The sequence below is a fragment of the Bradyrhizobium oropedii genome (genome assembly GCF_020889685.1).
Lineage (GTDB): Bacteria > Pseudomonadota > Alphaproteobacteria > Rhizobiales > Xanthobacteraceae > Bradyrhizobium > Bradyrhizobium oropedii.
The window spans coordinates 15500-42297 of sequence record NZ_JACMYO010000064.1; the positions used below are offsets into that span (position 1 = coordinate 15500).

Consider the following 26798-nt stretch of genomic DNA (forward strand, 5'->3'; position numbering starts at 1 on the left):
ATCGGCCCCTATTTGACCAGCATCGCGCCGGTTTCCGGATGCTGCAACCAGCCGAGCAGCGCCGCGTGGAAGCGCGCCGGCGCCTGGATTTGCGGCGAATGGCCGAGATCGGGGAATTCGATCAACTGCGCATGCGGAATCCGCTCCACTGCCTCCTTGCCCAGCACCGGATAATTGCCGAGCGTCTTGCGGATCTCCGGCGGCGCGGTGTCCTTGGCGATCGCGGTGGTGTCCTTGTCGCCGACGAACAGCAAGGTCGGCGGCTTGATCTGCTCGAATTCGTAGAACACCGGCTGGGTCGCGATCATGTCGTAGAGCCACGCCGAGCTCGAGGCCACAGCGGCGCGGCCCTCCCCGCGATACATGCCGGCCAGCATCTGCACCCAGGTCTCGTAGGACGGATCCCAGGTGTCGGCATAATAGGTGGCGCGCTCATAGGCGCGGATGCTGTCGGCGGTGACGCGGGTCTCGCGCTGCATCCAGCCGTCGAGGCTGAGCCACGGCACGCCCTTGGCCTTCCAGTCCTCGAGCCCGATCGGATCGACCAGCACCAGGCGGTCGGTGGCGTCCGGGTACATCAGCGCATAGCGCATCGCCAGCATCCCACCGGTCGAGTGGCCGACCATGATCGAATGCTCGATCCCGAGCGAGGCGAGCAGCGCGCGGCTGTTGCCGGCGAGCTGCTGGAAGGTGAATTGATAGCGTTCCGGCTTGGAGGATTTGCAGAAGCCGATCTGATCCAGCGCGATCACGCGGTAACCGGCGCCGCTGAGCGCCTTGATGGTGCCGTCCCAGGTCGCGGCACAGAAATTCTTGCCGTGCAGCAGCACCGCGGTCTGGCCGTTCGGCGTCGCCGGCTTGACGTCGAGATAGGCCATGTCGAGCTCCTGCCCCTGCGAGCTGAAGCGATAGTGCTCGACCGGATAGGGATAATCGAAGCCCTGCAATTCCGGCCCATAAGCGGGCTCGGCGGCCGATTGCGCCCATGCGTTGGACGCACCGAGCGCTACGGTCGCGGCGACGGCGAAAAATAGTGCTTTCAGATGCATCTCGACGGGTCCAACAATCACGAATGATCTCGTGATGCCGTAGCCGAACGAATGGGCGCCATCCAGCGTCCACCGATGATTTGTTCGTGATCGGCTACGCCGGATCGAACGCCCGGATCGGCGGCAGATTGCCGTTGAAGCGCTCGACCTCAACCGTCGTCAGCTGGCCGGTGCAGCCCTGCGCGAAGGATGACGTGCCGATATCGCGCGTCAGCACGTTCGGATTGCCGTGCACGCAGAGCGGCGCCTCGTCCTCGGGGTCCATCGGATCGTACCAGGCGCCGGTCGGCAACTGCACCACGCCGGGCGCGACGCCGTCGGTGACATGGACAGCGGCCAGGCAGGCGCCGCGCGCGTTGAAGATGCGGATGATGTCGCCATCGGCGATGCCGCGCGGCTTGGCATCGCGCGGATTCATGCGCGCGACCTCGCGGCCGCGATGCTTGGCCTCAACCGAGTGCCCGCCGAAATCGAGCTGGCTGTGCAGCCGCGTCACCGGCTGGTTGGCGACCAGGAAGCACGGCGAGTCTGACGTGGGCGTGTCTGATTTCTCGAGCCAGACCGGATGGCCCGGACAATCCGCATCGCCATGATCCGCGATCTTCTGCGAGAAGATCTCGATGCGGCCGCTCGGCGTCGGCAACGGCCGCGCCACCGGGTCCTCGCGGAAGCGGCGCAGCGAGCCACCGTCGTCGAGATGCTGCGGCACCACCAGGCTGCCGCGCTCCCAGAGTTCCTCAAAACTCGGCGCCTCGAGCCCGCGCGCGGCGAGCGCCTTGCGGGTCGGCTCGTAGAGATGTTCAAGCCATTGCCGCGACGTGCGCCCCTCGGTGAAGGGCTCGCGGGCCCCTAACCGCTCGGCGAGATCGGCAAAGATCTCGTAATCGTCGCGCGCAAGCCCGAACGGCTCGGCGATCCGGTGCATGGCGACCATCAGGGGATCGTTGCTGGAATAGCCGATGTCCTCGCGCTCCAGCGTCATGGTCGAGGGCAGCACGATGTCGGCGTGACGCGCGGTCGCGGTCCAGGCGAGCTCGTGCACGACGAGCGTGTCGAGCTGCGCAAACGCCTTGCGCAGGCGGTTGAGATCCTGGTGATGGTGGAACGGATTGCCGCCCGCCCAATAGACCAGCCGGATATCCGGATAGGTGCGCGTCTCGCCATTGTAGCGATAGCTGATGCCGGGATTGAGCAGCATGTCGGCGATGCGCGCCACCGGAATGAAGTCGGCGACGCCGTTGCGGCCCTGACCGAGCGTCGGCCCGGGCACGGCGTTGACGCGGCGCCCGTAATAGCCGATCGCGCCGAGCGAATAGGCATAGCCGCCGCCGGGCAGGCCGATCTGGCCGAGCGCCGCCGCCAGCACCATGCCCATCCACACCGGCTGCTCGCCATGCTCGGCGCGTTGCAGCGAATGCGACACGGTGATCAACGCACGCCGCCCGGCGAGCCGACGCGCAAGCGTCCTGATGGTGTCGGCGTCGATGCCGCAGATCGCCGCGGCCCACTCGGCGCTCTTGGGCACGCCGTCGCTCTCGCCCGTGAGATAGCGCAGGAACACCGGCCAGCCTTCGGTGTAGCGATCGAGGAAGGCCTGATCGTGCAGGCCCTCGCTGACCAGGGTGTGGACGATGCCGAGCATCAGCGCGGTGTCGGTGCCGGGCGTGGCCGTCAGCCATTCGGCGCCGGCCTCGACCGGCAGATCGTCCCGCAGCGGGCTGACAAGGATGAACTGGCAGCCGCGCCGCTGCGCCGCCGCCATGGCGCCGCGCTCGACATGCTTGCTGATCGAGCCGCCGGCCACCATGGAGTTCTTCAGCGCCATGCCGCCGAACGCCAGCACGATGTCGGTCTCGGCGGCGATCTGCTCCCAGGTGACGTTGCGCTTGGTGATGTCCTCGTAACCCGTCAGAATCTGCGGAAGCAGCACCGAGGACGCGCCCGAGGAATAGCTGTTCACCGAGCGGACATAGCCGCCGAGTGCGACGTTGAGGAAGCGATGCACCTGGCTCTGCGCGTGATGGAAGCGGCCCGCGCTCGACCAGCCATAGGAGCCGCCGAACACCGCGCCGGGGCCGATCGTGTCGCGGATCCGCGTCAGCTCGCCGCCGAGCAGATCGAGCGCCTGCTCCCAGCTGACCGAGACGAACTCGTCGCGGCCGCGGCGATCGTCGGGCCCGGGACCGCGCTCGAGCCAGCCGCGGCGGATCGCAGGCCGAGCGATGCGCGCCTGGTGGCGCAGCGCGCCGGGGAAATTGTTGATGATGCCGTTCGGATCTGGATCGCCGGCATAGGGCCGGACTTCGAGACCGGCCTTGCCGAGGCGCGCCGAGAACACGCCCCAATGCGAGGTGTGCGGCTTGAAACCATCGGACAGATCGAGGCCGGGATCGGGGTAGCCAATGGTCTCAGACATTCAGCGGCGTCCTTCGCAGCGGGCGTCGAGCCCGGTCACAAACATGTCGCCAGTATAACGATCCGCGCCCCGCTGTCTTCGGATACAGGGTTGCGGGAAACGCAGGAACTCCCGCGCGACCAGGCGCAGCACTCGTGCCTGCCAAATTTCGAGGAACAACCCCATGCACAGTGGCGGCGGCGGCGGCCGCCGACGCTCGCATGCCGACTTGACACGTCGGGCAACTCAGCGGCACACTTCCAATATTCCGAAATCGTGCAACCCCGCGTCGTCCCGCCCCGGCGGGCGCGCCGGTTTGCGGCCCGAAAACACTCACCACCATTGAACGCGCACCGGCTCGCCGCGGCGAACGATCGCCGGCGCGTGGCCGCGCGCCTGCCAGGAGAACCCGACATGGACACCGCTCCCGACCTCACGACGCCAACGGCGATCGCCGCATCCAACCCGACCGAAGCTGCCGCAGCGCCGCGCATCAAATTCTCGGCGCAGGGCTTCTGCATCGACCATCCCGATCCCGAGCTGGGCGCAGAGCTGATGGTGGAAGCGCTTGGAGTCCCCGACCGCGAGGCGATGGACGGCATCCTCAGGCAATTGATCAAGGCCAGCGTGAGCGGCGGAAGCCCCGACCAGGTCAACCTCGCTTTCATGCTCTCGATGGTGAGAAGCATTGGCCCACGGGATTCCATCGAGGCCATGCTGGTGGCGCAGATGGTGTCGGTTCACGTGATGGCGATGCGCTGCGCCCATCACCTCGCGCATGCCAAGGACCTCGCCCAGCACGACAGCGCCGCGCGCGCGCTCGGCCGGCTCGCCCACACCTTTCCCGCCCAGATCGAGGCGCTGAACCGCTACCGCAGCCGCGGCGAGCCCGCGATCACCGTGCAGAACGTGAAGGTGGAGGACGGCGGCAAGGCCATCGTCGGCAACGTCACCCAGCATGCGCGCGTGATCGTGTCGGATCAGACCCCGACATCCGCCGCGCGGACCGCGCCGAAGGCCTCGCGCGCCAGGCGACGGCGCGAAGCCGCAGATAGCACGCAGGCTGCACAAGCATGAGCGATCACGCCAACGATACGGGCCCGATGCTGGCGAGCCCGCGCTGCGGCGCCAAAACCCGCATCGGCGGCGCGTGCCGCGCGCCAGCGGTCCACGGCAAGACGCGCTGCCGCATGCACGGCGGCGCACCGGGATCCGGCGCGCCCAGGGCAAACCGGAACGCGCGCAAGCATGGTTTGTTCAGCAGGGCTGCGATCGTTGAACGGAGGGAGATACGCGCGTTGCTGGGGGAGGCGCGGAGGATGTTGGAGGGGATGAAGTAAGTGGCTTTTGCTTGCCGTGCACACCTTCGGCCCGCTGCTTGTGCCGCTTGGCGACCAGGTGATGGCAGCCACATCCGCTTTGAGCCTTGCCGCGCCAGCGGCGTTGCTCCTGATTCCGGCCCGTACGACTGACGCACCGCCGCAAAAGTTCACATAAAACCAACCCAGACATGCGCATCTGGGGACCGCCGCTAGAATTCCGTCGAAGCCCGCCCCCCCATCGTGTAAGATTCGCCCGTCAGAAGAGGTTTTGGGTCCAGTGTCGAATACGAAGGCCATACTAGCGCTTTTGAGAAGCCGTGCTGAAGGCGACGACGATGCTTTCTTCTCGATTGCTTTGCAGATCGCCGCTGCTGAGGCGCGGCAAGGCCGACGCACGACCGCTGAAGAGCTGCGTCAGGAAATCGAAAAGGCGCGTGCGCAGCAATCGCGCGGCGCATCGGTACCGATCCCCTTTGCCCATCCGCGTGGCAGTCTGGAAGGGCTGCTTGAGATGCGCGAGCCGCGTTACAAGTTCAAGGACGTGGTTCTCAACGACCGTCTGATGACTCGGTTTACCGATATTCTGCGCCAGCAGCGCCGCCGCGATTGGCTGCGCGAACACGGCAAGACGCCCAATCGGCATTTGCTCTTTGTAGGCCCTCCGGGGTCCGGCAAAACCATGTCGGCGGAGGCCGTTGCGGGCGAGCTTCACTTGCCGCTCTTCATCATCCGGCTTGAAGGTCTCATCACGCGCTACATGGGCGAGACGGCAGCGAAACTGCGTCTGATATTCGATGAGACCGCCAAACGCCGCGGCATTTATCTATTTGACGAGTTTGATGCCGTGGGTGGCCAGCGTACGGCGGTCAATGACGTGGCCGAAATGCGCCGCGTGCTCAATTCGTTCTTGCAGTTCATGGAAGAAGGCAATTCCACGGACAGCGTTATCATTTGCTCCACCAACCACCCGTCATTGCTCGATCGCGCATTGCTGCGCCGTTACGATCAAGTTCTTGAGTTTGACACTCCGACCTCGGCGCAGATCAAACAGCTTATTACTGCGAACACCGCCCCCATGAAGATCGTTGCTGCCAAATGGACATCGATCATTCATTCGGCAGAAGGTTTGAGCCAATCCGAGATCGTGCGTGCGGCGGACGACGCCGTAAAAATGGCGATCTTAGATGAGCGCAAATCGGTGACTACGGATGATATTGTCAATCGTCTGCAAGAGCGCCACGCGATGCGGACGGCTTTTCTGGATTCGGAAAGCAAGTAATGTATGCCGTCCCGCTTCAATCTTCCGCACATTGACATTGGGCGTTTCTCGGCTGAGCAGGACTATGCCAGCGAAGGTACGGGCGGCGATCCGGGAGCCCGTGAACGCGAAGAGCATGGACGCCGACTGCAAGGTGAGTTGGCGGCGGCATTGGCCCTTGCCGATCAAACGCGCCCCCAAGACGACCGGTTACCGGCGGTTACGGGTTCACGAATTGAAGTTGAACTGCGACGCGGCACTGATCCGGAGGTGCTCAATCTCAAGCGTGACGGCATCCGTGCCGGTGCCAGCAAATACAATGCCGACAACGGCGTTCGCACCATTGCGCTCTACGTTCCCGACGAGGCGCGGTCAGTGCTTGAAGCTATCTTGGATGATTACCTAAACGGCGAACTGCTGAAAAAGTCGGGTAAACCGCCAAAAAGTACCAAGGTCGAAGCGATTGAGGAGTTCCGCCAATTTCGTTTGGCAAGCGCATGGACGGATGACCCGGAGGCGTTGCCACCGAATCCGCAAGACTCGATTTGGTGGGCGCTCTGGTGTCACCGCGATCTTGTCGTTGAAGTTGAAACGGTTCGTGAACGCCTCGACGTAAAAATGGCGGCTGCTGATCGTCGACTGTTGTTTCCGGAGATCGTCGTTATTCCGGTTTACACGACACGTGCGACGGTAGAGTTGATGTTGTTCGCAACCGGTGGAATTGCTGAACTTCGTCGCGCCACCGACAACCCAGCGTTTTACACGGATGAAATCTCGGGTGATGAACACGAATGGGTGGACGGTCTTGCCGAGCGAATTGTCTGGCCGGGCGCGAATGTGCCTTCCGTATGTATTTTCGATACCGGTGTAAATCGCGGTCATGCGTTGATTGAACCAGCGCTCGCCCAAGATGATTTGCACGCGTTGGACGACGATTGGAACACGGACGACCATCATAGGTATGGCCACGGTACCGGCATGGCCGGGTTGGTCCTGCACGGGGATTTGACAGCTCCGCTCGGAGACACCGAACCGCGCACGCTCCGCCACCGCTTGGAGTCGGTCAAAATCTTACCGCCGCGTGGCTTCGATCCGAACGACCCTCGTAGCTACGGCGTCCTAACGCAAGCGGCTGTGGCGCTACCGGAGTTTCATGCACCGGAACGAGGCCGTATTTTCTGCATGGCAGTTACAAACGAAAACGTCTCAGGCGCAACAGCTTCGACCTGGAGCGCGGCGATTGATCAAGCCGCGGTCGGCCGGATGATCGGCGATGGCGAAGATGAAGATGTTCCAGAATCTGACCGACGCAAACGGCTGTTCATTGTATCGGCGGGCAATACGCCGCCGGAGCAGGATTGCACATTGCTCCGTCCGCAGGACGATTTCCCGATTGAAGACCCGGCACAAGCATGGAATGCGCTGACCATCGGCGGATGCACCGATCTGGTGAACATCCACGATGAAGGGTTCGAGCATTGGACGCCAATGGCTTCGGTTGGAACGCTGTCACCCCATAGCCGGACCAGCACGGCATGGCGTCAGGGCATTTCCCCAATCAAGCCAGAACTTGTAATTGAGGCCGGGAATCGCGCCATTGATCCAGCGCAGACTGCGTGCGCATCCATGGGCTCGCTCTCACTTCTGACAACCGGCAGGGACGTTGCGAGGGCGCCATTGGTGCCGTTTGATGCAACCAGTGCGGCGGCGGCCCAAGGGGCACGGATGGCAGCGCAGATCCAAGCGCAGCATCCGGAATACTGGCCCGAGACCGTCCGCGCCATGATGGTGCATAGCGCGGAGTGGACGCCCGCCATGTTGGAGGAATTAACAGCGACTCAATCCAAACGCGCCCGCTACGCAATGGTCCGGCGATTTGGGTATGGCGTTCCAAGTCTTGAACGAGCGCTCGCCTCGGCCAACAACCATGTCGCATTGTTCGCGCAGGCGGAGATTCAGCCATTCAAGCGTGGCGGTCGCAAGTTCAACAAATGCCATTATTACACGCTGCCCATTCCGCCGAACTTGTTGGAGGGGCTTGGCAACGAGCGCGTCGAGCTCAAAGTCACGCTCTCGTATTTCATCGACCCAAACCCCGGTCTATCGGCAAACGTAGACCCGCAGCGCTATCAATCGCACGGCATGCGATTTGACCATCAGCGCCGCCGTGAGACGGTTGCCAGATTCAAGCAGCGTGTGAACACGGCAGAGCGGCCACGCGGCATGCGCCGGCCCACCTTCGAGGGCGCGGACCCGAACTGGATGCTTGGCGAGGACAGCATCAGCGCGGGATCGTTGCACTGCGATGTGTGGACAGGACCGGCTATCGATCTATTGGATCGCGATACGCTGTGCGTGAAGCCAGTCAATGGATGGTGGCGGAATCGGGCGTCGCTTGAGATTTGCAATCGCAAGAGCCGCTACGCGTTGATCGTCACGCTCCGGGCGCTTAACCCGGACGTGGACATCTATACGCCGATCCGCACCGGCATCGGTCTGCCAGTGCCGGTTCCAATCGAGATTGAGGTCTAGGCCTTCCCCGCAGCGCGCGATCCGGCGGCGCTAGTGTTTGGGAGACACAACCGGTCCGTTACGGTGGCAGTCCCGCACTGTGACCGCAATTGCGAGCGTTATCCGCCCCACACTTGTTGAGCCGAAACCGCGATTGAGATCGATCGCAGTGACGGCAAACATTTGAGTGCACTGTCGCAATTCGAATCGACCGTCCAAAAAAGCACCCTCAACTCACTGATTTCAGATGCCTTTTCGTTAATGAAATCTCAGTCAGAAAGTGCTACATTGTCGGTATGGCTAAGGTCACCGCCTCCTCGACCGCAGAGTACATCCGGGCCCTCGCCCGGAGGTTTCACGTGTCCTATTCCGAGGGTCCAAACGACCGCCTGGCTCATCATATCTCGCGCCTGGCCGGGGATACGGTCGAGTTGGACGAGATCGAGCGGCTGCTTATTGGCCTGGTCCGCGCGGAGCGGATCACACGCCCGGAAATGATCCTGCTTCAGGCCCAGTATCTGCGTGAAGCCAGGCCGTGACGTTCGATCCGTTCGGCGACTTCGAAGCGCGCGGATACCTACGCAATCTTGCCCAAGAGAAAGATCCCGCGATTGTAAGAAGGCTCGAACATGCCTCCTTCACGACCGGGATAGACGATGCGTTCGCAGCGCTCCAGAAAAAGAAGGCCCTGACCCACGCGGACGTGCTGACCACGCATAAGACCCTCTTCGAAGCGATGTATCCGTGGGCCGGGCAGGACCGTCTTCAAACGGCACCGAACATCGCCGTTAGCCGGGGCGGCGTTTTGTTCGCGCATCCCAAGTCCATCCAAAACGCAATCGAGCACGCCGTGAGGCTCGGCAACGATCCCAAGACCATGCGCGAAAAGCCCGGTGAGGTCATGGGCTATCTGGCCCACGGCCATCCCTTTCTGGATGGCAATGGCCGCACGATCATGGTTGTTCACTCGATACTGGCTCAACGCGCCGGCTTCAGCATCGATTGGGCCGCCACAGACAAGACCGCCTACCTCCAAGCGCTCACGAACGAGCTCGACGACCCTGGCAAAGGCATCCTCGACACATATCTCGAACCTTACATCCGGCCGGCAGTCAGCGATCTCAAAGAGCAGATCGCGGCAGCCAAGGGGCTCGATGGAGGCAGGGGCGAGACGGATACCGTTCGCGGAAACAACGACGATCCGGCAATACAAGCCGAGTACAAGCAGCAGCAGCTCAAACGCGACGAGAAAAGCAAGAAGGCTTGATCATTGGGCCTTTGAGCCCAACGAATAGCACTTCGCGCGGCTCGCGTTACGGTGACAGTGCACTCAATTTCCATTCTCGAAATGGTCCGAGCGCGCGGCGTTGCCGCGCCGGGTAACGCGATGCGTTGCAAGATGCGCAGGAGCCCCAGCGAGCGGCGTGCTCCGGCTCCTTGACGCCCGACTGGTCGAAGGTATAAATGATGATCGTCATACATAGAAACAGGCTAGAAACCCCCGGCAGTCCCAGCCACGCAGGCAGGAGCCCAACAGGAGCACCATGCGTCGAATTGTTGTGACGGGCCTGGGGACGGTGTCCCCGCTGGGCTGTGGCACCGAACTGGTCTGGTCGAGGCTGCTGTCGGGGCATTCGGGGCTTTGCGCATTGCCGGAGTGGGCGATGAGCCTTCCGGCGCGCGTCGCCGGCGTGGTTCCTGACAAGGCCGGGGATGCCGAGGGCGGGTTCGATCCTGATCTCGCGGCGCCGCGCAAGGACCAGAAGAAGATGGACCGGTTCATCCTGTTCGCGCTGCTTGCCGCGGCGGAGGCGATCGCGCAGGCCGGCTGGATGCCGGCCGAGGCGCGGGCCGAGGAGCGCACCGCGACCGTGATCGCAACCGGGATCGGCGGGTTTCCCGCGATCGCGGACGCCGTGCGCACGGTGGAGAAGAGCGGGACACGCCGCCTGTCGCCATTCACCGTGCCCGCCTTCCTGGCAAATCTCGCTGCCGGGCACATCAGCATCCGCTACGGCTTCAAGGGTGCGATCGGCGCGCCGGTGACCGCCTGCGCCGCGAGCGTTCAGGCGATCGGCGATGCCGCGCGCCTGATCAGGTCCAATGAGGCCGATGTTGCGATCTGCGGCGGCGCGGAGGCCTGCATCGATCCGGTGAGCCTCGGCGGCTTTGCGGCGGCGCGGGCGCTTTCGACGTCGTTCAACGACACGCCGGCCCGCGCCTCGCGGCCGTTCGATCGCGACCGCGACGGCTTCGTGATGGGCGAAGGCGCGGGCGTGCTCGTCATCGAGGAGCTCGAACATGCGCTGCGGCGCGGCGCGCAGCCGATCGCCGAGCTCGTCGGCTACGGCACCACGGCGGACGCCTATCACATCACCGCAGGTCCCGAAGACGGCGACGGCGCCCGCCGTGCGATGCTGGCGGCGCTGGAGCAGGCGGGATTGCGGCCCGACCAGATCCAGCATCTCAACGCGCATTCGACATCGACGCCAGTCGGCGATCTCAGCGAGTTGGAGGCGATCAAGCGCGTGTTCGGACGCGCGGGAGGGATTGCCGTCAGCGCGACCAAGTCGGCGACAGGACATCTGCTCGGCGCAGCCGGCGGCATCGAGGCGATCTTCACGATCCTGGCGCTGCGCGACCAGGTTGCGCCGCCCACGCTCAACCTGGAGAATGCCGATTCCGCCGCTGAGGGTATCGACCTGGTCGCCAACGTTGCGCGGCGAATGGCGATCGAACACGCGATCTCGAACGGTTTTGGATTCGGCGGCGTCAACGCCAGCCTGGTGTTTCGACGCTGGGCTTGAGGCGGCCGGCTTCGCCGCCGGTCATCCGCCTCACGCCTTCGCCACGCTCGCATCGATCAGGAGCTTCGCCACGGTAAGCGCCGACTGCGCCGGCCCCTCCTCCGATTGCTGGCCGGTGACGTAGATGCCTTCGATCAGCAGCAGCAAGGCATCGCCGAGCACGGCGGGGTGGCGCGCGCCCATGCTGCTTGCGAGCTCGCGCAAGCGCTTGCGGAAGACCTTCTTGTGCGCTTCGGCGACCTGCCGCGCGGGATTGTCGCGCGACGGATATTCCACGGTGGCGTTGCTGAGGCCGCAGCCGCGATAGCCCTTGCGCACCGCGCGCGTCGACAGCACGCGGATATAGGCGAGCACATGCTCGCGCGGATCGCTGTACGACTTTCCGCCGGGATTCTCGAACTTCTCCCAGAAGTCGAGGTCGTAGTCGCGCATATAGGCGGCGGCGAGATCGTCCTTGGAGGCGAAGCTGCGATAGAGGCTCGGCTTGGTGACGCCGGCGCGCTCGACCACCTCGTCGACGCCGACGGCGCGGATGCCCTCGCGATAGAACAGCTCGCTGGCGGAGGCGCGGATCCGGTCGGCCGCCCTGGGGCCTTTTCCGTTCCGATGGGATCGGAACGGGGCTCCAGATTCTTGTTTTGACGCGTTTTCTTTACGCGAACCGGTAGCCACTTCGCTCGAAAACGCTTTGGCCGGGCGTTCCGCTGATGGTTCGACGGCTTTCTTCATGACGTTCTCCGGATCCTCCCGCAGGGGGTCTTGACAATGTTACTAACAGGTACGTATACACGCCGCATCGCAATACGTACCGGTTAGTAACATGACCCAGACCCCGCTTCAAGCCGCCCCCGTGTCGAGACGCCCGTTCGGGCAGAACTATGCGTTCGTCGTCGTCGCCGTGATCTTCCTTTCGCTGCTCGCCTCCGCCGGCCTGCGCGCAACGCCGGGCGTGCTGATGCTGCCGCTGCAACAGGCGTTCGGCTGGGACGTCGGCGTGATCTCCTCGTCGGCCGCGGTCGGCATCTTCCTCTACGGCCTCGCCGGCCCGTTCGCCGCGGCGGTGATGCAGCGCTTCGGCATACGCCGCACGGTGCTGGGCGCGCTGGTGCTGATGTCGGCGTCAACAGGCGCGAGCTATTTCATGACCGCGCCGTGGCAATTGTTCCTGACCTGGGGGCTGCTCTCCGGCATCGGCTCGGGCGCGGTCGCCAACGTGCTCGGCGCCACCATCGTCAATCGCTGGTTCACCACCAATCGCGGCCTCGTCATGGGGCTTCTGACGGCGTCGACCGCGACCGGCACGCTGATCTTCATGCCGGGCCTCGCGGCGCTGGTGGCGTGGGGCGGCTGGAAGCCGGTGGTGCTGACGGTCGCCGCATGCTGCGCGGCGCTGATCCCGCTGGTGTATTTTCTGGTACCGGAGCGGCCCGCTTCGGTCGGCCTGCGCTCGTTCGGCAGCCGGCACGACGATCAAGCCGCGCCGCCTGCTGCGGGAAATCCGTTCGTCGCCGCGCTCAGCAATCTGGCGCGCGCCGCCAGGACGCGGGCGTTCTGGTTCCTGTTCGCCACCTTCTTCATCTGCGGCTTCACCACCAATGGTCTCGTCGGCACCCATTTGATCGCGTTCTGCGGCGACCACGGGATCGTCGAGGTGCAGGCCGCGAGCCTGCTCGCGTTGATGGGATTCTTCGACCTGTTCGGCACCACGCTGTCGGGCTGGCTCACCGACCGCTTCGATCCGCGCAAGCTGTTGTTCCTGTATTACGGGCTGCGCGGCCTGTCGCTGATCTACCTGCCCTACTCGGACTTCTCGCTTGTGAGCCTGTCGGTATTCGCGGTGTTCTATGGGTTCGACTGGATCGCGACCGTGCCGCCGACCGTGCGGATCGCCAACGAAGCCTTCGGCGACAAGAACGCGCCGCTGGTGTTCGGCTGGGTCGTCGCCGGCCATCAACTCGGCGCCGCCTGCGCCGCGTTCTTCGCCGGCTTCATGCGCTCCAGCCAGGGCGACTATCTGCAGGCCTTCATGATCGCCGGCCTGACCGGCATCATCGCCGCCGTGCTGTCGCTGATGATCACGCGACGGCCGGCACAACCGGTGCTCGCCGCGGCGTGAGGCCGCGGGAATTACGGTGCGATCATGCAGGAAATCGGAGGAAATGGCGCTCCCTAGGGGAATCGAACCCCTGTTTCAGCCTTGAGAGGGCCGCGTCCTAACCGCTAGACGAAGGGAGCGTTGAGGGGGAAGGCAATAACCTCGAAATCGCCCCGCCGCAAGATGGCTTGTGCATTGCGGCGGGGATTTTGTCATCCATGCTTACCATGCCGTGCCCGTGTTTTCAGCACGGAAAGGGGTCCCGGAGCGCCCTGCCCGAGGGGCCCGGCGCGCGGATCAGCCATGCGGCCGCACACCATCGTCGATTGCATGATGACCACGTCAGGATGTCATCTCTGCATCATGCACGGCCCTGCTTTCGCCAAATGGAAATGCAAAACACCTGGCTGTGAAGTCACCGTCGGCCTGCCTCTGCTAACATCGCAGCCATTCACCATGCTGCGCCTGCACGGCGCCGGATAGCGAGAGGAGTGCTTGGAACAAAGCGCACGGCCTTAGCGCGGCAATTTGGCTCACGAATATATCTTGGCAAAAACAAACATCAGCGCGGCCGCAGGCGATGGAAGACGTTCCGCACCTCGCGCCGCAACCGGTCAATAGCTTAAGCAGAGCGAGGACAGACCATGATCAAACTAAAAATCAACGGCCAGGAACAGAATTGGGACGGCGACCCGGATCTTTCGCTGCTGTGGTATCTCCGTGACGAGGCCGGCCTCACGGGCACCAAGTTCGGCTGCGGCCAGGCGCTGTGCGGCGCCTGCACCGTGATCGTCGACAAGGAAGCGGTCCGCGCCTGCATCACCTCGGTCTCCGACGTCGTCGGCCGCGAGGTCACCACCATCGAGGGCCTGCACCCGACCGGCGACCATCCGGTGCAGAAGGCGTGGCGCCAGGTCAATGTTCCGCAATGCGGCTACTGCCAGGCCGGCCAGATCATGCAGGCGGCTGCGCTGCTGAACCAGAACCCGAAGCCCGACCACGGCCAGATCCGTGAAGCCATGTCGGGCAATATCTGCCGGTGCGGCTGCTATCAGCGGATCGAGAATGCCGTCCATCTCGCATCGACGGGGGTGTGACATGAACATCATCACCAATCCGAACAGGCTTCGCGGCTTCGAGAAGCACGTGAAGGTAGAGAACGTTTCGCGCCGCAGCATCCTCAAGGGGCTCGGCATTGCAGGCAGCTTCGTGCTCGCCGCACCCGTGATGACGCGCCAGGCGTTCGCCTATGAAACCGGTGCCGGCAAGATGCCGCACGGCGTCGTGGTCGACCCGCGCGTGTTCGTCGCGATCGCCCCCGACGGAATCGTCACGATCCTTGCGCACCGCGCCGAGATGGGCACCGGCGTCCGCACCAGCCTGCCCTTGATCGTCGCGGAGGAAATGGAGGCCGACTGGTCGCGCGTCCATGTCCAGCAGGCGCATGGCGATGAGGTCAAGTTCGGCAACCAGGACACCGACGGCTCGCGCAGCACGCGGCACTATCTGATCCCGATGCGCCAGATCGGCGCCTCGGCGCGCGCGATGCTGGAAGCCGCCGCCGCCAAGAAATGGGGCGTGCCGGTCACCGAGGTGAAAGCCGAGAAACACGAGGTCGTGCATAGCTCAAGTGGACGCAAGATCGGCTTCGGCGATCTCGCGGCCGACGCCGCCAAGGAACCGGTGCCCGACATCAAGAGCCTCAAGCTGAAGGACCCCAAGGACTTCCGCTATCTCGGCAAGGGCGAGGTCTCGATCGTCGACCTGCACGACATCACCACCGGCAAGGCGAATTACGGCGCCGATGTCAGGCTGCCCGGCCTGAAATACGCGGTGATTGCCCGTCCGCCGGTCACCGGCGGCAAGGTCAAGTCGTTCGACGACGCTGCCGCGATGAAGGTGCCCGGCGTCGAGAAGGTGATGGAGGTCAAGGGCTGGCCTTGGCCGTCCAAGTTCCAGCCGCTCGGCGGCGTGGCCGTGATAGCACGCAACACGGGAGCTGCGATCAAGGGCCGCGACCAGCTGAAGATCGTCTGGGATGACGGCGCCAACGCCGAGTACGACTCCGTCACCTATCGTGCTTCCCTGGAAGAGGCCGCGCGAAAACCCGGCCTGATCGTGCGCAAGGAAGGCGACGTCGATGCGGCGCTGAAGAGCGCCGACAAGGTCATCACAGGTGAGTATTATCTGCCGCATCTCGCCCATGTCAGCATGGAGCCGCCGGTCGCGGTTGCCGACGTCAAGGGCGACAAGGCCGAGATCTGGGCCCCCGTCCAGAGTCCCGGCGGCACCCGCGAGGATGTCGCCAAGACGCTTGGGATCCCCGAGGACAATGTCACCGTCAACGTGACGCTGCTCGGCGGCGGTTTCGGCCGCAAGTCGAAATGCGACTTCGCGCTCGAGGCGGCGTTGCTGTCGAAGGAACTCGCGCGCCGGTCAAGGTGCAGTGGACCCGTGAGGACGACGTCCATCACGACTTCCTGCACACGGTCTCGGTGGAACGGATCGAGGCCGGTCTCGACAAGAGCGGCAAGGTGATTGCGTGGCGGCACCGCAGCGTGGCGCCGACCATCGCCTCGACCTTCGCCGCCGGCGCCAATCACGAAGCGCCGTTCGAGCTCGGCATGGGCCTGATCGACAACCCGTTCGAGATCGCCAATCTGCAGTGCGAGAATCCGGAAGCCGCCGCGTTCACGCGGATCGGCTGGTTCCGATCGGTCTCCAACATCCCGCGCGCCTTCGCAGTGCAGTCCATGGTCGGGGAAATCGCGCATGCGACCAACCGCGACCAGAAGGAGATGCTGCTGGAGCTGATCGGATCGCCCCGGATCGTCAACCTGTCCTCGGTGAAGGATCCCTGGAACTACGGCGAGCCCTATGAGAGCTACCCGATCGACACCGCGCGGCTGCGCAAGGTGGTCGAGCTGGTCGCCGAGAAGGGCGAGTGGGGCCGGAGCGTGCCGAAAGGCCACGGCCTCGGCGTCGCCGTGCACCGCTCGTTCGTCAGCTACATCGCGACCATCGTCGAGGTCGCGGTCGACGACAAGGGCAAGCTCACGGTGCCGCGCGTCGACACCGCGATCGATTGCGGCACTTACGTCAATCCGGAGCGGATCCACTCGCAGATCGAAGGCGCCGCGATCATGGGGCTGAGCCTCGCCAAATACGGCGAGATCAGCTTCAAGGACGGCAAGGTGCAGCAGAGCAATTTCGACGACTTCCCGGTGATCCGGATCGACGAATCGCCTGCGATCACCAACGTCTACATCGTGCCGCCCGGAGCGGACACGCCGCCCAGCGGCGTCGGCGAACCCGGCGTGCCGCCGTTCGCGCCGGCGCTGATCAATGCGATCTTTGCCGCCACCGGCAAGCGCATCCGCGCGCTTCCGATCGGCAAGCAGCTGGAGATTTGAGGCAGGAACGCTAGGCGAGACGGGCCGTTCTCATCGAAACTCCGGAGGAGATCGATGAGAACCCCACCTCAGAAATTCTGGACGCTCGCGGCAGCCTTGTTCGCGGGCGTTTTTTCTTGGAAGGGATGAGTTTGATACTTGAACCGCGGAATCGGAACCGCGCCGTCATTGCGAGGAGCGACAGCGACGAAGCAATCCATGCTTCCGCTTGTGGCAGCATGGATTGCTTCGCTTCGCTCGCAATGACGCGGATAGAGTTGTAAGCGGACCGGGAAGCGGCCGGTCTCCCCAACCGCCGCTTCCCGATCGCATCGCCCCCTGTCGGCCAAACCATGGAGCCCGAGCTTCGGCCTTGATTTAGTCAGAACCGAGGCTCAGGTCGCGTGCATTACTTCTTGTCGAGCGCGAACACCCAGATTACGCCGCCCTGCGGGACGTTGTTCTCGAAGCCCTTGACCTTGCCGGCCAATGCATCCTGGATGCGCTGGGCGTCGACGCCCCAGCCCGACTGGACCGCGATGTACTGCGTTCCATCGACCTCATAGGACATCGGCATCGCCATGATGCCGGAGTTGGTCTTCTGTTCCCACAGCAGCTCGCCGGTCTTGGCGTTGAAGATGCGGAAGGCACGGTCGTTGGTGCCGCCGGCGAGAACGAGATCGCCAGCGGTTGCCGTCACCGCGCCGAACAGCTGCGACGTCTTGTAGTCGTGCTGCCAGACCTTCTTGCCGGTGGCCGGATCCCACGCCTGCAACTCGCCGAAATGGTCGGCATTCGGCGCGGGGATCAGTCCGATGTCTTCAGGCTTGGTGCCGAGCCAGAGCTGGCCGGGAACCAACGGCTGCTTCTCGCCGGTGAAACCGCCGCAGAAGTTCTCGTTGGCGGGAACGTAGACGAGCTTGGTGTTCGGGCTATAGGCCGCCGACGGCCAGTCCTTGCCGCCCCACAGCGACGGGCAGAACTCGACCCGCTTACCGAGCACGGGCTTGTGGTCGGGATCGAGGATCGGCCGGCCGGTCTCGGCCTCGACACCCTTCCAGACATTGGTCTTCACGAACGGCCAGCCGGCGACATAGTTGATCTTGTCCGCCTTGCGCTCCAGCACCCAGAAGATCGCATCACGCCCGGGATGGACCAGGCTCTTGAACGACTTTCCATCGCGCTGCATGTCGATCAGCATCGGCGCGTCGACCTCGTCCCAGTCCCAGGAATCGTTCTGGTGATACTGGAAGTGGGTCTTGATCTTGCCGTTGTCGGGATCGAGCGCGATCACCGAGCTGGTGTAGAGGTTGTCGCCGGGATGCATCGATCCGGGCCACGGCGCGGCGTTGCCGACGCCCCAATAGACCGTCTTGGTGTCCCTGTCGTAGGTGCCGGTCATCCAGGCCGATCCGCCGCCGGACTTCCAGTCGTCGCCGCTCCAGGTCTCGTGACCGGGCTCGCCTTCGCCGGGAATGGTGAAGGTGCGCCAGAGCTCCTTGCCGCTGTTGGCGTCGTAGCCGACGACATAACCGCGCACGCCGAACTCACCGCCCGAGCCGCCCACGATCACCTTGCCGTCGACGACGAGCGGCATCAGCGTCATGTACTGACCCTTCTTGTAGTCCTGGACCTTGGTGTCCCAGACCACCTTGCCGGTCTTGGCGTCGAGCGCGACGACATGATCGTCAGTCGTCGCGAGATAGAGCTTGTCCTCCCACAAGCCGACGCCGCGGCTGGTCGGATGCAGCTGGAACAGATCGTCGGGAAGCTGCCGCTTGTAGCGCCAGTACTCTTCGCCGGTCTTGGCGTTGAGCGCGATCACCTGCCCCATCGGGGTTGCGACGAACATCACGCCGTTGTTGACGATCGGCGGCGCTTCATGGCCTTCGAGCACGCCGGTCGAGAAGGTCCAGGCCGGCTTGAGGTCCTTGACGTTGGATGTGTTGATCTGGTTGAGCGGACTAAAACCCTGTCCGTCATAGGTCCGGCGATAGAGCATCCAGTTGCCGGGTTCGGGATTTTCGAGGCGCGCTGACGTCACCGAACTGTAGTTTTCGATCGGCCCCGCGACGGCGTAGGTCGACATCAGGCACGTGAATGCGACACAACTCGACAGTAACCACTGCTTGCTTGTCATGAGATGCTACCTCCCTGCTCTGTTTTGTTTTTCAGTTTTGTTTAGGTCGTGCAGAACTCCCGGTGTGGCCTCATCCTCCCTGCTGAACACCCACCTTCCCGACGAATGGCGCTGCGACCGTGATCGCGCCGTCGGCAACCGTCAGCGGCAATGCCGCGAGGCGACGTGGCGCCGGCCCGAACACGACCTGCGCATTCTGCCGCGGATCGTATTCGGAGTTATGACACATGCATTTCAGAACGGTCTTGTCGCCCTGCTCTTCCTTCACCCAGGCGGTGATCGGACATCCGGCATGCGAGCAGATGACGGAGTAGCAGACGATGCCGTCAGGCGCGCGGGCGCGTGTGGCATCGTCCAGTTCGCTCGGATCGAGCTTGACCAGCACCACCTCGTTCAGCCGCGAACCTTTGCGGACGACGGAGGTCTTCGGATCTTGCGGCCAGGCGCGAACCGGCGGACCACCGAGCTTCAGATCATCCGACTTGATGACCTGGCCGGCCTTGTCGCCCTCGGCGCGCACAAGCAGATCGGCTTTTTGCGGTCGCTCACTCGCGCCCGGCTGCTCGTCGTCATCGGCGGCTGCGGGCTCGATCGCGGCAAGACAGGCGCAGCCCGCGAGCGCAGTCAGCACCGCGCGACGCGTCGGGTCGGTGCACGCCCCTGCCGCATCGGATTCAGCGGATTGTTCGATGGAAGCGCTGGGGTTGGATTGCTGCATGGCGCAAGCTGAGCGTGCAACTCGGCCGAAAAGATGGCGACACACCTTCTCGATGCACGAACGCATGCGCAAAAAATGCGCTACAGCTTTTGGTTGATCGGCCGCGCCGCTTCGCGAATGCTTCGATCAGGGTTCGTTGACGAAGCTCAGCCTGCCGACAGGTTTCAGCGTCTTTGCATCAAATGTGCGGATCTCTGTTGCACCGCCTATATCGAGCGTGAGCACCAGCCGCTCGCCGGCGACGCCGGTTGCGACGATGCGGGCGCCTTTCGGCAGCGCAGCAGTGACGTCGGATACCGAAACGGGGCTTCCCTCGCTGCGATAAAGGCGGTAGCCGATGGCAATCAACACGACGGCCACGGCCAAGGCCGAGGTCAGGCCCGCGATCAGCATCATGCGCCGCACCCGCGCGATCAGCGCGGCCTGGTCGGGGGTCGGTTCGGTCACAGCGGTGTCGGTCATCACAAGGCTCTATATCTTTGCAACAGGTCGATTTGAATCAGGTCTCTTCGAATGGCGGTCGGAAGCTGGAGGTCATCGTCGCAGGCGACGAGGGCTCGGCCCGGCTTGACCGCGTGCTCGCACAGCGCACTGCGGAGCTGTCGCGGTCCCGGCTGAAGGCGCTGATCCTCGCCGGTTCCGTGGCGGTCAAGGACGCCGTCGTGCGCGACCCCGCTTATCATGTCGCCAAGGGCGATACGATCATAATCGACGTGCCGGAGGCCGTGCCCGCCGAGCCTCAGGGCGAGGACATCGCGCTCGATATCGTGTTCGAGGACGACGACATCATCGTCATCAACAAGCCCAGGGGCCTTGTCGTGCATCCGGCGGCCGGCCACGCCACGGGAACGCTGGTCAACGCGCTGATCGCGCATTGCGGCACCAGCCTGTCCGGCATCGGCGGGGTCAAGCGGCCGGGCATCGTGCACCGGCTCGACAAGGACACCACCGGGCTGATGGTGGTGGCCAAGAACGACCACGCCCATCAGTCGCTGACCGCACAGTTCGCCGACCACGGCCGCACCGGCCCGATGGAGCGCGGCTACATGGCGTTCGCCTGGGGTGTGCCGAACCGGCCCCACGGCACCATCGACGCACCGATCGACCGCCACCCGCATGCCCGCGAGAAAATGGCGGTGCGCCAGGGCGGCCGCGAGGCGATCACCCATTTCGAGGTGCGAGAGAGCTTTGCCGGCCGCGACGGCAAACCGGTCGCCTCGCTGCTGGCCTGCCGGCTCGAGACCGGGCGGACCCATCAGATCCGGGTGCACCTTGCCCATCTCGGCCACCCCTTGATGGGCGACAGCGTCTACGGCTCGCACTTCAAGACCAAGGCCGGCCATCTCGGGCCGGAAGGTAAGGACGCACTTACCGCCCTCGACCGGCAGGCCCTGCACGCCTATCTGCTGGCTTTGGAACACCCCCGCACCGGGGAACTTTTACGCTGGGAGTCGGCCCTGCCGGAGGATTTGCTTCTCCTGCAGCGGGCGCTGGCAGCGGCGGTATGACGCACCCCTCCCGGAAAAGGCACGTCATGACAACAGGTTATACCTGCCACACGGGGACGTGACGTCAGCAATCCTTCCCTATCACGGACAGTTTGGTGTATGTTGCACCTGCGCTGAATATCCAGCGCGGAACATCGCAGCCTGGCCGGCTTTAGCCCAGCGGCCACCTGCCGGGCCCGCCGCTATCGGGGGTCTGAACCACTGGAGGGCGCTCGAATGGCCCGTACAGCTACGTTACCGGTCCTCAACGGAGAATCCGGTCTTTCCCGTTACCTCGCCGAGATCCGCAAGTTCCCCATGCTGGAGCCCCAGCAGGAGTACATGCTCGCCAAGCGTTGGCGCGAGCATGATGATCGCGACGCGGCGCATAAGCTCGTCACCAGCCATCTCAGGCTCGTGGCCAAGATCGCCATGGGCTATCGCGGCTACGGCTTGCCGATCTCCGAGGTCGTCTCGGAAGGCAATGTCGGCCTGATGCAGGCGGTGAAGCGATTCGAGCCCGAGAAGGGCTTCCGTCTCGCCACTTACGCCATGTGGTGGATCAAGGCGTCAATACAAGAGTACATTCTGCGTTCCTGGTCGCTCGTGAAGATGGGCACCACCGCGAACCAGAAGAAGCTGTTCTTCAACCTGCGCAAGGCGAAGAGCAAGATCTCCGCGCTGGAAGAGGGTGATCTCCACCCCGACCAGGTGAAGCTGATTGCCAAGCGCCTCGGCGTGACCGATCAGGACGTGGTCGACATGAACCGCCGCCTCGGTGGCGACGCGTCGCTCAACGCCCCGATCCGCGACGACGGCGAAGCCGGCGAATGGCAGGACTGGCTGGTCGACAACTCGCCCAACGCCGAAGCCCTGATGGCCGAGAGCGAAGAGTTCGATCATCGCCGCCAGGCCCTCAATGGCGCGATCGGCGTGCTCAACCCGCGCGAACGCCGCATCTTCGAGGCGCGTCGTCTGGCGGACGAGCCGATGACGCTGGAAGACCTCGCCGCCGAGTTCGGCGTGTCGCGCGAGCGCGTGCGGCAGATCGAGGTCCGCGCCTTCGAGAAGGTGCAGTCGGCCGTCAAGGGCACGATTGCCCGGCAGGAAGCAGCACTCGAAGCCGCGCACTGATCGCGAGGCGGCGACCAACAGACACGAAAGCCGGCGGCAACGCCGGCTTTTTTGTTTTGTCTGCAGGATGGGCTGGTTTTTGGCATGATGCTTCGGCACGCACCTCGATCTACGGCGTGTGGCGCGCGAGTCTCATGGGCAGCAGACTGCAGGCCCCCTGCCAGGACCGGACTCCTCAACTATGCAAATTCCAGCACATCGGACACCGAGTGCGTAGCTCAGGGACGAACGCGGATGATCGTCTTCCCCTTACGTCGCTCGGTCGGGTTTAAGGCGGCGACGGCATCGTCGAGGGTCGCGACGTTGCCGATGTTCGTGCGCAGTCGTCCGTCCCGCACCCTCTGGACGATCTCACCCAGTTGGGCACGATCGGACTCGACGACGAAGTCGACCGCGCGGCCGTCGGCGGGCTGGGCCTCGACCGGCCCGACGATGGACACCAGCGTTCCTCCGGCTCGAATCAGGCGTGCGGACCGCTTTCCGACCTCGCCGCCGATGCCATCGAGCACCAGATCGACGCCGCCGACGCCTTCCAGTGTGTCGTGGTCGAGGTCGACGAACTCCTTCGCACCGAAGTCGAGCACCGTCTGACGGTCGGCGGCGCGTCCGGTACCGATGACGTAAGCGCCGAACTCTCGTGCGAGCTGCGTCACCATCGAACCGACTGCGCCGGCCGCACCATGCACGAGTACGCTGTGCCCCGCCTGAAGGCGACCGTGCTGGAACAGTCCCTGCCACGCGGTGAGGCCCGAGATTGGCAGACTTGCGCCCACCGTGAAGTCGACATCATCCGGGAGCGGCGCGAGGTTGCGTGCCTCAATGGCTACATACTCCGCCAGGGTGCCGTCGCGATACCAATCGGCGAGGCCGAACACTCGCTGTCCCACCGACAGCCCCGTCGTGCCGTAGCCGAGCGCGCTGACGACCCCAGCGAGCTCGTGGCCGGGGATCGACGGTGTTCGATCATGGTCGAGGCGATCGGTCCAGGTCGAGGGCCACTCCAGTTCAGTCGGGACGAATCCCGACGTATGAACCTGAACGACGACGTCGTTTATCGCTGCCTGCGGCTCGGGCCGCTCCACCAGCTTCATCCCGGCCTTTCCCGCAGCCTGGTCCGTTACCAGAATTGCCTTCATGGCGATTTTCTCCTGAGTCATTTGTCTCTTTGCCGGAAATGTTGCAGCGCTGGAGCAAGTGGACTTCAAGCGCTTGCTGTCTGCATCTGCATCGCATCAGGCTTCTGCAGGCAGAGCACCACCAGCAGCGCCCCGCCGTTTGCCCAGTAATACCAGGCATCGAACCCGGTAAAGCCGAGGACAAACGGCACCGTCACGAAGATGATGCCGACGAGAGCATCAACCGCGACATGAAATGAGAACGGGATAATCCGGATCACGCCGGTCTTGTGATCCGTGAAGAACGTCAGAATGATCGCCGCCACGCCAGTGACGACGGCGATCCATTTTGCCGAAGGATTTGAGCCGCCGAGTCCGAGCACGAAGGGCAAGGCGATCAAGCTCGCAGCAACCGGATAGTCCAGGTAAGCGTGCACCGTCTTGGTGACGAACCTGGGATCGAAGCGAGTGACGGGATGGGTGGCCTGTCGAGTGATTTGCACGATGGACTCCTTTGGTTTGAGTGGCCGCTATGCAACACCAATCACCTAGGATCGCGCAGGAGGCAGGAGCAAGACACGCAAGCAAAGTATGGACTGTCTGCAAGACAGTTGGGACGATATGCAAACCTATGACGATTCAAGATCACGAGTATCGGTCGGAGGAATTCCAAAGCGTTGGGAAAATGCCCGCGCAAAGGCGGCCGCCGATTGGTATCCAGCCTGAGCTGCAACCTCTTTCACGCTTGCTTTGGAACTGCTGAGCCTGGCCAAAGCTTTTTGCAATCTCCATTCCGTGACATAAGCCATAGGCGCAACACCGACGAGTTCCGTAAACCGCTCCGCGAAGCGGCTCCGCGACATGCCGCTTGCTTTTGCGAGAGTTTCGACCGTCCATGGATCGCCGGGCGTTTTGTGCACCAGTTCAAGGGCGCGGCCGATATGAAGATCGGTCATTGCGGCCATGACGTTGGCCAGTGGCAGATGACGTTCGACGCTTGCCCGCACAGCCTCGATAAAAAAAACTTCCGACAGACGGGCGATCGAAGCGGCGGCGCCGACCTCGTCACTCAGTGCTCGCCGCGCAACCAAGCGCAATGACTCGTCAAGCAGCGGATAACGAGCGCGGTCGGGCTGGGTTATCAGGATTACTTCGGGCAATGCGCCAAGCAGCGGATGATCGGCGCCCTGCGAAAAGCCCAAGTGACCACAAACCATTTGCGTCGTGGCCTGAGGGTCACTCTTGCCAATCACAAACGCGCCCTTGCCGTCGTAACCAGATTCTTGGATCACGCGTTCTAGCGGCGCCGGCGCTCGGCCGAGACGATCGGCAAGGACATGCCCCCGACCGCGGGGAATCAAAACGACATCGCCTGGTTCAAGAACGATATTGCTGCCGGACGGGAGGCTCACATGGCAGCACCCCTGGATCACAAAATGGAACCGTGCGGCTTGCTGATATGGTGGAACGGTAATGGCCCAAGGTGGCGAATAGTCAGTACGGAAGTAAAGTGTTCCTTTGAGCCTGATGGTCTCAAAGACATCACTCAAGAGGTCGAACATGTGGGCCATCTCGTCCAGCTAGACGCCCCGCACCCGCTTGCACGGTAGCAGACTTCGCCTCGCATGTCGCTGATGGGTCAATAGCCGTCCATGGTGGCTAAACCGGGCGGCGCCCGCTCCAGTCCGATGAGCCGACGCAACCCCAGAGACATTTGGCTATGGACCACAAGCGGTTGTTTGGGCGTGACCTGCAACACGCGCCTGGCGGACGCAAGCGAACCTCTGATGGCCTCGATCCGACCAACGCATGGAGCGCTCGCGCAGATGGCGAGGCGCGAATGCGAGGTCGTAATGCCGATCACACTGCAATCCACCGCCGGCGGCTTCTCCGCCGAGTTCATGAGCAGGCTGCCTGGGCTGGAACGGGCGATGACCGAGGGCGGGCTCGAGCCGTCCGATTTCGTGTTCTCGAAGGACTTCGCCTCGCTGGTGGCGACGCCGTACGTCGGCCCGTTCTTCTACGACTACACGGTGTTCACCGGCGGCGAGAGCTTTACCGTCACCGAGCCGAACGACATCCGGTTCCTGGACTACATCAACAACCGCTGCCTCGCGGCCGAACAACCCGATGAGCCGGCGGTTGCACGGCCGCCCGGTGCGATCAGCCGGTTCTTGCGCTGGATGGCACAGCCGATCTGAGCACGCGGCATCTTCGAGGCGCGGCGGCAACGCCGGCTTTTTGTTGCCGTGGATCGCGCTGCCACGCTTGTCGCAGCACCTTTGCGGGCGTGCCGCCGCAAAAGCGACACGAAATCATTGCGCCATTGAGCGTCCCTAAACGATAGGTGTCATCTCCCGTGACCTTCAAATATGGCCTTGTCGGCCTGCTCGTGATCATCGCTCCGTGCGCCCATGCACAATCGGACGACGAGATGGCAGCATGCGTCGATCGTTCGGACGGCGTTTCAAGCAGGATGCTGGATTGCGGTAAGACCGAGATCGACAAATGGGATGCGCGGTTGAACGCCGCATACCAACTGCTGCTGCATCGAGAAAGCGGCGCAGGGCGGGCGAAGCTGCAGGCAGAACAGAAGGCCTGGCTCCATCATCACTTGAGCGAAACCCGCCGTCTCGCGAGCGACCCGGACGCGGGCTCGGGGGCCTTCATGACCTCGCAGAGCTTCGAGTTGGATGACATCGCCAAACGCACGCGCGAATTAGAACGCCTTGGCAACGCACACCGATCCGAATCGTCTCAGCCACTGAGATGACTGCATCTGCAGGATGGGGGAGCACAGCGATACCGATCGGCGCACAGACGATAGCAAGTATCACGGCATGTCAGCTACGTTCGGCAAGTCGTTGTGGGTTCAAATGCAGCTTTGCGCGACCGGACCTTGAGTTCTACGGCTTTCCGGGCAATCTCCCATGGCACCGCGAACGTGCCTGTCATCCGATCAATTGTAACCTTGCCGTCGAACTGAATATCGCGCGTCTCACCTTCATCCCATTGGATCGAAGCTGAAATGATAATTGGCCGGACCCTCGATCATAGTTGGTGACTCTGGCGGCGACGGGCTGCTTCAGTGCGCCTTCAGACCAACTGAGTTGGATCACCGGGAAAGGCTTGCCGTCCGAGACGATGACAACATAGCCGCCGATGTCACCGCTTTCCCGTTCCACGCAACTGTCAGTGTAGTAAACGGTCTTGTCTGCCGATGCAGGCGAAGAAGCCGCTCCGATAGTAAACCCTGCCGCGGCTGCAAAGCAGCACACGCCGCGTTTGCTTCGTCTGGTTACCACAGTCGAACTCCTTAACGGTCGAGCTACCACACGGGCTACGCTGATGTCAGCGGCTATGGCAATGTCCACC

Annotated in this window: 24 protein-coding genes, 1 tRNA gene and 1 pseudogene; 15 read left to right on the plus strand and 11 right to left on the minus strand. The window is 63.5% G+C overall.

Features of this window, described 5'->3' with window-relative positions; all coding sequences use genetic code 11:
• Positions 1-8 precede the first annotated feature (8 nt).
• On the minus strand, positions 9-1049 hold the full coding sequence (locus H8A95_RS19355) for an alpha/beta fold hydrolase (RefSeq protein ID WP_229184550.1): 1041 nt from the start codon (positions 1047-1049) through the stop codon (positions 9-11).
• A 94-nt stretch (positions 1050-1143) separates the two neighbouring features.
• Positions 1144-3465: a molybdopterin guanine dinucleotide-containing S/N-oxide reductase gene (locus H8A95_RS19360; protein WP_229184530.1), complete on the minus strand. Its 2322-nt coding sequence runs from the start codon at positions 3463-3465 to the stop codon at positions 1144-1146.
• A gap of 393 nt (positions 3466-3858) precedes the next feature.
• Here H8A95_RS19360 and H8A95_RS19365 point away from each other — a divergent pair, with 393 nt between their 5' ends.
• The 7 genes from H8A95_RS19365 (at position 3859) to fabF (ending at position 11342) form a co-directional block, all read left to right on the plus strand.
• A complete protein-coding gene (locus tag H8A95_RS19365; protein WP_229184531.1) occupies positions 3859-4521 on the plus strand; it encodes a hypothetical protein in 663 nt (220 codons plus the stop codon).
• Positions 4518-4784, plus strand: coding sequence for an HGGxSTG domain-containing protein (locus H8A95_RS19370; RefSeq protein ID WP_229184532.1), 267 nt, complete (start codon positions 4518-4520; stop codon positions 4782-4784). The genes H8A95_RS19365 and H8A95_RS19370 overlap by 4 nt, the downstream gene beginning before the upstream one ends.
• 259 nt (positions 4785-5043) lie before the next feature.
• A complete protein-coding gene (locus tag H8A95_RS43640; RefSeq protein WP_229184533.1) occupies positions 5044-6045 on the plus strand; it encodes an AAA family ATPase in 1002 nt (333 codons plus the stop codon).
• A gap of 3 nt (positions 6046-6048) precedes the next feature.
• The gene (locus H8A95_RS19380; protein WP_229184534.1) at positions 6049-8556 is read left to right on the plus strand and encodes a S8 family peptidase; all 2508 of its coding nucleotides are present in this window, start codon (positions 6049-6051) and stop codon (positions 8554-8556) included.
• A gap of 338 nt (positions 8557-8894) precedes the next feature.
• Complete coding sequence (locus H8A95_RS19385) at positions 8895-9074, plus strand: hypothetical protein (RefSeq protein WP_229184535.1); 180 nt, start codon at positions 8895-8897, stop codon at positions 9072-9074.
• Positions 9071-9802, plus strand: a complete 732-nt coding sequence (locus H8A95_RS19390) for a Fic/DOC family protein (RefSeq protein ID WP_229184536.1) — start codon at positions 9071-9073, stop codon at positions 9800-9802. Before H8A95_RS19385 ends, H8A95_RS19390 begins: the two co-directional genes overlap by 4 nt.
• 277 nt (positions 9803-10079) lie before the next feature.
• Entirely contained in the window at positions 10080-11342 is a 1263-nt protein-coding gene (gene fabF / locus H8A95_RS19395) for a beta-ketoacyl-ACP synthase II (RefSeq protein WP_229184537.1), read from the plus strand.
• 30 nt (positions 11343-11372) lie between these two features.
• Here fabF and H8A95_RS19400 read toward each other — a convergent pair whose 3' ends face one another.
• Positions 11373-12071: a TetR/AcrR family transcriptional regulator gene (locus H8A95_RS19400; RefSeq protein ID WP_229184538.1), complete on the minus strand. Its 699-nt coding sequence runs from the start codon at positions 12069-12071 to the stop codon at positions 11373-11375.
• A 91-nt stretch (positions 12072-12162) separates the two neighbouring features.
• Between H8A95_RS19400 and H8A95_RS19405 the strand changes: the two genes are divergently transcribed.
• Positions 12163-13458 carry an MFS transporter gene (locus tag H8A95_RS19405; protein WP_229184539.1) on the plus strand — a complete coding sequence of 432 codons (1296 nt, stop codon included), beginning with the start codon at positions 12163-12165 and terminating at the stop codon, positions 13456-13458.
• A 44-nt stretch (positions 13459-13502) separates the two neighbouring features.
• Here the strand turns inward: H8A95_RS19405 and H8A95_RS19410 are convergent.
• A tRNA-Glu gene (locus H8A95_RS19410) sits at positions 13503-13577 on the minus strand.
• Positions 13578-14081: 504 nt separating this feature from the next.
• On the opposite strand from H8A95_RS19410, the gene H8A95_RS19415 reads away from it, so the two are divergent.
• The 3 genes and pseudogenes from H8A95_RS19415 to H8A95_RS19425 all read left to right on the plus strand — a co-directional run bounded on the left by H8A95_RS19415 (position 14082) and on the right by H8A95_RS19425 (position 16850).
• Entirely contained in the window at positions 14082-14534 is a 453-nt protein-coding gene (locus H8A95_RS19415) for a (2Fe-2S)-binding protein (RefSeq protein ID WP_229184540.1), read from the plus strand.
• Between the two features lie 172 nt (positions 14535-14706).
• Positions 14707-16178 (plus strand): annotated as a pseudogene (locus tag H8A95_RS19420) (xanthine dehydrogenase family protein molybdopterin-binding subunit); the annotation flags it as partial.
• Positions 16179-16235: 57 nt separating this feature from the next.
• Positions 16236-16850 (plus strand): molybdopterin cofactor-binding domain-containing protein, encoded by a 615-nt coding sequence (locus H8A95_RS19425; protein WP_338027887.1) that lies wholly within the window; start codon positions 16236-16238, stop codon positions 16848-16850.
• A 388-nt stretch (positions 16851-17238) separates the two neighbouring features.
• On the opposite strand, the gene H8A95_RS19430 is transcribed toward H8A95_RS19425, so the two are convergent.
• The 3 genes from H8A95_RS19430 to H8A95_RS19440 form a co-directional block, all read right to left on the minus strand.
• Positions 17239-18969, minus strand: coding sequence for a methanol/ethanol family PQQ-dependent dehydrogenase (locus H8A95_RS19430; RefSeq protein WP_229184541.1), 1731 nt, complete (start codon positions 18967-18969; stop codon positions 17239-17241).
• A gap of 70 nt (positions 18970-19039) precedes the next feature.
• The gene (locus tag H8A95_RS19435; protein WP_229184542.1) at positions 19040-19687 is read right to left on the minus strand and encodes a QcrA and Rieske domain-containing protein; all 648 of its coding nucleotides are present in this window, start codon (positions 19685-19687) and stop codon (positions 19040-19042) included.
• Positions 19688-19813: 126 nt separating this feature from the next.
• Positions 19814-20149 (minus strand): hypothetical protein, encoded by a 336-nt coding sequence (locus H8A95_RS19440; RefSeq protein ID WP_050402671.1) that lies wholly within the window; start codon positions 20147-20149, stop codon positions 19814-19816.
• Between the two features lie 65 nt (positions 20150-20214).
• Here H8A95_RS19440 and H8A95_RS19445 point away from each other — a divergent pair, with 65 nt between their 5' ends.
• Positions 20215-21195 carry an RluA family pseudouridine synthase gene (locus tag H8A95_RS19445; RefSeq protein ID WP_229184552.1) on the plus strand — a complete coding sequence of 327 codons (981 nt, stop codon included), beginning with the start codon at positions 20215-20217 and terminating at the stop codon, positions 21193-21195.
• 216 nt (positions 21196-21411) lie between these two features.
• Positions 21412-22308 (plus strand): RNA polymerase sigma factor RpoH, encoded by an 897-nt coding sequence (gene rpoH / locus H8A95_RS19450; RefSeq protein WP_021077401.1) that lies wholly within the window; start codon positions 21412-21414, stop codon positions 22306-22308.
• A 218-nt stretch (positions 22309-22526) separates the two neighbouring features.
• Here rpoH and H8A95_RS19455 read toward each other — a convergent pair whose 3' ends face one another.
• The 3 genes from H8A95_RS19455 to H8A95_RS19465 all read right to left on the minus strand — a co-directional run bounded on the left by H8A95_RS19455 (position 22527) and on the right by H8A95_RS19465 (position 24985).
• Positions 22527-23444 carry an NADP-dependent oxidoreductase gene (locus tag H8A95_RS19455; protein WP_229184543.1) on the minus strand — a complete coding sequence of 306 codons (918 nt, stop codon included), beginning with the start codon at positions 23442-23444 and terminating at the stop codon, positions 22527-22529.
• Between the two features lie 65 nt (positions 23445-23509).
• Positions 23510-23926, minus strand: a complete 417-nt coding sequence (locus H8A95_RS19460) for an SPW repeat domain-containing protein (protein WP_229184544.1) — start codon at positions 23924-23926, stop codon at positions 23510-23512.
• Positions 23927-24052: 126 nt separating this feature from the next.
• A complete protein-coding gene (locus tag H8A95_RS19465; protein WP_229184545.1) occupies positions 24053-24985 on the minus strand; it encodes an AraC family transcriptional regulator in 933 nt (310 codons plus the stop codon).
• A 291-nt stretch (positions 24986-25276) separates the two neighbouring features.
• Here H8A95_RS19465 and H8A95_RS19470 point away from each other — a divergent pair, with 291 nt between their 5' ends.
• Both H8A95_RS19470 and H8A95_RS19475 read left to right on the plus strand, forming a co-directional pair.
• Entirely contained in the window at positions 25277-25624 is a 348-nt protein-coding gene (locus H8A95_RS19470; RefSeq protein ID WP_229184546.1) for a hypothetical protein, read from the plus strand.
• Positions 25625-25782: 158 nt separating this feature from the next.
• Positions 25783-26196 (plus strand): lysozyme inhibitor LprI family protein, encoded by a 414-nt coding sequence (locus H8A95_RS19475; RefSeq protein WP_229184547.1) that lies wholly within the window; start codon positions 25783-25785, stop codon positions 26194-26196.
• 178 nt (positions 26197-26374) lie between these two features.
• Here H8A95_RS19475 and H8A95_RS19480 read toward each other — a convergent pair.
• Positions 26375-26798: hypothetical protein (locus H8A95_RS19480; protein WP_229184548.1), on the minus strand; the 424-nt coding region annotated here is incomplete at its 5' end.

What these genes read in the sequence shown, in the direction of transcription:
- H8A95_RS19355 (WP_229184550.1), bottom strand. Translation starts at nt 1,049, where the DNA reads ATGCATCTGAAAGCACTATTTTTCGCCGTCGCCGCGACCGTAGCGCTC.
- H8A95_RS19360 (WP_229184530.1), bottom strand. Translation starts at nt 3,465, where the DNA reads ATGTCTGAGACCATTGGCTACCCCGATCCCGGCCTCGATCTGTCCGAT.
- H8A95_RS19365 (WP_229184531.1), top strand. Translation starts at nt 3,859, where the DNA reads ATGGACACCGCTCCCGACCTCACGACGCCAACGGCGATCGCCGCATCC.
- H8A95_RS19370 (WP_229184532.1), top strand. Translation starts at nt 4,518, where the DNA reads ATGAGCGATCACGCCAACGATACGGGCCCGATGCTGGCGAGCCCGCGC.
- H8A95_RS19380 (WP_229184534.1), top strand. Translation starts at nt 6,049, where the DNA reads ATGCCGTCCCGCTTCAATCTTCCGCACATTGACATTGGGCGTTTCTCG.
- fabF (WP_229184537.1), top strand. Translation starts at nt 10,080, where the DNA reads ATGCGTCGAATTGTTGTGACGGGCCTGGGGACGGTGTCCCCGCTGGGC.
- H8A95_RS19400 (WP_229184538.1), bottom strand. Translation starts at nt 12,071, where the DNA reads ATGAAGAAAGCCGTCGAACCATCAGCGGAACGCCCGGCCAAAGCGTTT.
- H8A95_RS19405 (WP_229184539.1), top strand. Translation starts at nt 12,163, where the DNA reads ATGACCCAGACCCCGCTTCAAGCCGCCCCCGTGTCGAGACGCCCGTTC.
- H8A95_RS19415 (WP_229184540.1), top strand. Translation starts at nt 14,082, where the DNA reads ATGATCAAACTAAAAATCAACGGCCAGGAACAGAATTGGGACGGCGAC.
- H8A95_RS19425 (WP_338027887.1), top strand. Translation starts at nt 16,236, where the DNA reads ATGCTGCTGGAGCTGATCGGATCGCCCCGGATCGTCAACCTGTCCTCG.
- H8A95_RS19430 (WP_229184541.1), bottom strand. Translation starts at nt 18,969, where the DNA reads ATGACAAGCAAGCAGTGGTTACTGTCGAGTTGTGTCGCATTCACGTGC.
- H8A95_RS19435 (WP_229184542.1), bottom strand. Translation starts at nt 19,687, where the DNA reads ATGCAGCAATCCAACCCCAGCGCTTCCATCGAACAATCCGCTGAATCC.
- H8A95_RS19440 (WP_050402671.1), bottom strand. Translation starts at nt 20,149, where the DNA reads ATGACCGACACCGCTGTGACCGAACCGACCCCCGACCAGGCCGCGCTG.
- rpoH (WP_021077401.1), top strand. Translation starts at nt 21,412, where the DNA reads ATGGCCCGTACAGCTACGTTACCGGTCCTCAACGGAGAATCCGGTCTT.
- H8A95_RS19455 (WP_229184543.1), bottom strand. Translation starts at nt 23,444, where the DNA reads ATGAAGGCAATTCTGGTAACGGACCAGGCTGCGGGAAAGGCCGGGATG.
- H8A95_RS19465 (WP_229184545.1), bottom strand. Translation starts at nt 24,985, where the DNA reads ATGTTCGACCTCTTGAGTGATGTCTTTGAGACCATCAGGCTCAAAGGA.
- H8A95_RS19470 (WP_229184546.1), top strand. Translation starts at nt 25,277, where the DNA reads ATGCCGATCACACTGCAATCCACCGCCGGCGGCTTCTCCGCCGAGTTC.